Below are 3,702 nucleotides of genomic sequence, written 5' to 3'. Positions count from 1 at the left end.
AAATTAGCAATTAAGGTTTTGTTGAACTTATAAAAATAATACTATTTAAAAAGAACACACTAGTATTTGTTTGTTCAAATATTGTTGAGCCAATTCGCTTATTATATTAGGAATTAAAAGATATAATTAAAAACGTTATTTTGACATAGCGTTTATAGATTTGATAAATTTTTAAAGGTAATAGTAGAGATATCTGCAATTAGCTTGGAAAGAATTTTGTTGTCTTTTCCTTTAGTCATTACAGTAATTAAATAGGGTTTGTCTTTTAAATAAACAATTGCAGATTCATGAAGTTGAATTTCTTGAGTGTTTCCAGATTCTCCAAATTTATGAGCAATTTTTACATCTTTTGGTAATCCTTTTAAAATTCCTTCTTTAAACTCACAGGTACTTAAAAGTTTTACAGCAAATTCTGAATTATTTATGTTTAAATAACTAGCGTTGTACAATGCTCTCATAAAAAGTGAAAATTGTCTAGTTGTAAAGTAATAATGTTGTGCTGAAAAATCTGGTTTTTTTAATCCTAAATCTGAAAATAATTTTATTAGTATATTCAAATCTAAATTGTTATTTAATAATCCAGTAGCATTATTGTCAGAATAAGAAATCATATATTTTAACAATTCACTTACCTTATATTTTTGACCCAAAACAATTGATTTAGATTTAAAAGCAACATCTTTATTAATAGAAAAATTTTGTTTAAAAAGGAGTTCCTTGTTTAAAGTTCCTGGTATTTGCTCTTCCATTTTTAAATAGGCAATTAAAATTGGTACTTTAAATAAAGATCCTGGTTCAAATTTTTCATCACTATTTATAGAAGTCCAACTTACATCATAATAATCTTTTATGTAAACTGATGCTGAAGAAACGTTTTGGGTTGTTTTGTAATTTTCAATAACTTGAGTTATTTCTTGTTTTGTAATTGCCAAATTATCTCCTTCACATTCGTCATCAACAAACATAAGCGGTTTTACAAAGTTGAAACCATCTAATCTTTTAATATCATATTTACAGTTATTTAAATTTTCTGCAATTTTTTTTTCGTTTTCTTTTTTGTCTAGATAACTTGTAATTATAAAAGTAATTCCAATTGAAAAAACTACTATTGCAAAAATATAAGCAATAGAAAGCTTCTTTAAAAATAGAGATTTCATATTTTTTTTATAAATGAATTGGCGGCAAAGTTAAAGATTATACTGAGCTTAATGTAGTTTAATTAAAATTTAACATCTGTTTTATTTTAATCCTTTTTAAGATGAATTGTTGAACATTTAAGAAATTTAAATGTAGTACTATTTAATAAAGAGAATAAAAAAAAGAGAACCATAAACGATTCTCTTATTGAATTTATTTTCCTGTAAAAACAGCTTTCCTTTTTTCTAAAAAAGCGGTTGTGCCTTCTTTAAAATCTTCTGTCCCAAAGCATTTTCCAAAGTTTTTAATTTCTGTTTTAAAGCCATCAACGCCATCTTTATAATTATCGTTTATTGCTTTTATGGCTTTTCCAATTGCAACTGGAGAATTTCTCAAAATTTTAGTTGCAATACCTTTTGTAAATTCTAAAAGTTGTGCTTGCGGAACAACGTGATTTACTAATCCATAATTTTTTGCGGTTTCGGCATCAATCATTCCAGCTGTCATAATTAATTCCATTGCTCTTCCTTTTCCTATAAGTTGAGGTAAACGTTGTGTGCCACCATAACCAGGAATTACTCCAAGTGATGTTTCTGGCAAACCCATTTTGGCATTATCTGATGCTATTCTAAAATGACAAGACATTGCCAATTCTAATCCGCCACCAAGTGCAAAACCATTTACGGCTGCAATTACTGGGGTTTTTAAATTTTCTACATAATTAAATAATAATTCTTGTCCTTGTTGCGATAATTGCGCGCCTTCTTCTATAGAAAAATTGGCAAATTCTGAAATATCTGCGCCTGCTACAAATGCTTTTTCGCCTTCGCCAGTAAGAATTATTACTTGTGTTTCATGGTTTTCGTCTAGTGATTGAAAGGCATCATGAAGTTCTTGAATTGTGGCAACGTTTAGTGCATTTAATTTTGATGGACGATTTATGGTTATTTGTGAGATTCCGTTTTCTGATGTGATTAGTATGTTTTTGTAATTCATATTTTTTATGTATTGATTTTATTTTTAGCCCTGATTGAATGGAATAACAAATTGTTTTTTTTACAATTTTTATGGAATGAAAGCAGGAATTGCAATTATTAAAATGCCCAAGCCATTGTGCTTCTAATTTTAATTTTCAATTATTGGAAGCGAGACAATAAAAGTGGTTCCTTTTCTGTATTCGGTTTCAAATGTAATTGTTCCTTTGTAATTTTCTATTATGTTTTTTATAATTCCTAATCCTAAACCCATTCCGCTGTTTTTTGTGGTAAATTTTGGTTCGAAAATGCGTTCTATATTTTCTTGTTCTATTCCAATTCCGTTATCTTTTACAGTAATTTTTACTTCGTTTTCGTATTTATTTACTGCAACAATTATTAATTTATCATCTTGCTCATTTGGAATGGCTTGTATTGCGTTTTTAACTAAATTGGTAATAATTCTAACCAATTGTGTTCTGTCCATTATGGTGATAATTTCCTCTTCATCGCTTTTAAAATGGATGTATTCTTCGTTAAAAATGTCTAATGAAAACTCTACAACTTCTACAACATTTAGGGTTTCGTTTTGTTGCGCTGGCATTGATGCAAAGTTAGAAAATGCTGATGCTACAGAACTCATTGTGTCTATTTGTTGTATTATTGTTTTGGTATAATCGTCTAGTTTTTGTTTTAAATTAGGATCTTTTGAATCAAACTTTCGTTGAAAACTTTGCACTGTTAATCGCATTGGTGTTAACGGATTTTTAATTTCGTGCGCTACTTGTTTAGCCATTTCTCGCCAAGCTTGTTCTCTTTCAGATTGTGCTAACATTGTAGCACTTTCTTCCAACTTGTCAACCATTGCATTGTATGCTTTTATTAGCGAATTTATTTCGCGACTGTTGGCTTCTATTACAATTTTTTCGTTTTTTTGATTTAAACTTGTTTCGTTTATTTTATCTGATATTGTTTTTAAAGATTGTGTAATGTAGGATGCTAAAAAATACGCCAAAGCAAATGCAATGATTAGCATAAAAAAGTAAACTTGGCTTAAACGAATAAAGAATTCTTGAATTTCATTTTCATAAAAACTGTCGTCTTCGACATAAGGAAGATTTAAAATTCCGAGTGGTTTAAATTTGTCATCTTTTATTTGGCTAAAGGAAGATCGGTTTTTTACACCATCGATGCTTTTTATATCTACGTATCTTTTTTCTATTGATGATTGCACTAGTTTTACAATATATTTTGGAACTGGAGGCGAAATACTATCAACAGAAAAAGAAGCTTTGGATGATTTTAATAATTTTCCTTCTAGCGAATAAATATTAATTTCTAGGTTATGAATGTCTGACAATTCATGAATTTTATCTTTGAAAATATAAGGTAAATTTTTAACATTTAGTGGATAAGTTGTTGTAGAAAGTACGTAATTAATGTGTTCTTTTATGGCGTCTTCTTTGCGTTCTAGTCGTTCTTGATGGTATCTTCTTGCTTCATTTTTAAACTGAATTACAGATATGGAAGCCATTAAAATAGATGCAATTAATATCAATACAATCATAGATAGAAAAATTCTAATTCGAAG

The 3,702-nt window shown here is 28.4% G+C and carries 3 protein-coding genes; all 3 read right to left on the bottom strand.

Features of this window, described 5'->3' with window-relative positions:
• Nucleotides 1–152: 152 nt before the first annotated feature.
• Entirely contained in the window at nucleotides 153–1,157 is a 1,005-nt protein-coding gene (locus ACH2BO_RS11075) for a serine hydrolase (protein WP_395044805.1), read from the bottom strand.
• A gap of 193 nt (nucleotides 1,158–1,350) precedes the next feature.
• Complete coding sequence (locus tag ACH2BO_RS11070) at nucleotides 1,351–2,133, bottom strand: enoyl-CoA hydratase/isomerase family protein (RefSeq protein WP_395044804.1); 783 nt, start codon at nucleotides 2,131–2,133, stop codon at nucleotides 1,351–1,353.
• 129 nt (nucleotides 2,134–2,262) lie between these two features.
• Nucleotides 2,263–3,702, bottom strand: a 1,440-nt coding sequence (locus ACH2BO_RS11065; RefSeq protein WP_395044803.1) for a sensor histidine kinase, incomplete at its 5' end; no start/stop codon positions are given.

Origin of the sequence: Flavobacterium sp. (genome assembly GCF_043773265.1) — a bacterium.
GTDB lineage: Bacteria > Bacteroidota > Bacteroidia > Flavobacteriales > Flavobacteriaceae > Flavobacterium.
The sequence above is the reverse complement of the archived record's forward strand: the minus strand, read 5'-3'. Positions and strand labels throughout refer to the sequence as shown.

Bases quoted from the DNA above. Each gene is read 5' to 3' on its own strand.
- ACH2BO_RS11075 (WP_395044805.1), bottom strand. From the start codon at position 1,157: ATGAAATCTCTATTTTTAAAGAAGCTTTCTATTGCTTATATTTTTGCA.
- ACH2BO_RS11070 (WP_395044804.1), bottom strand. From the start codon at position 2,133: ATGAATTACAAAAACATACTAATCACATCAGAAAACGGAATCTCACAA.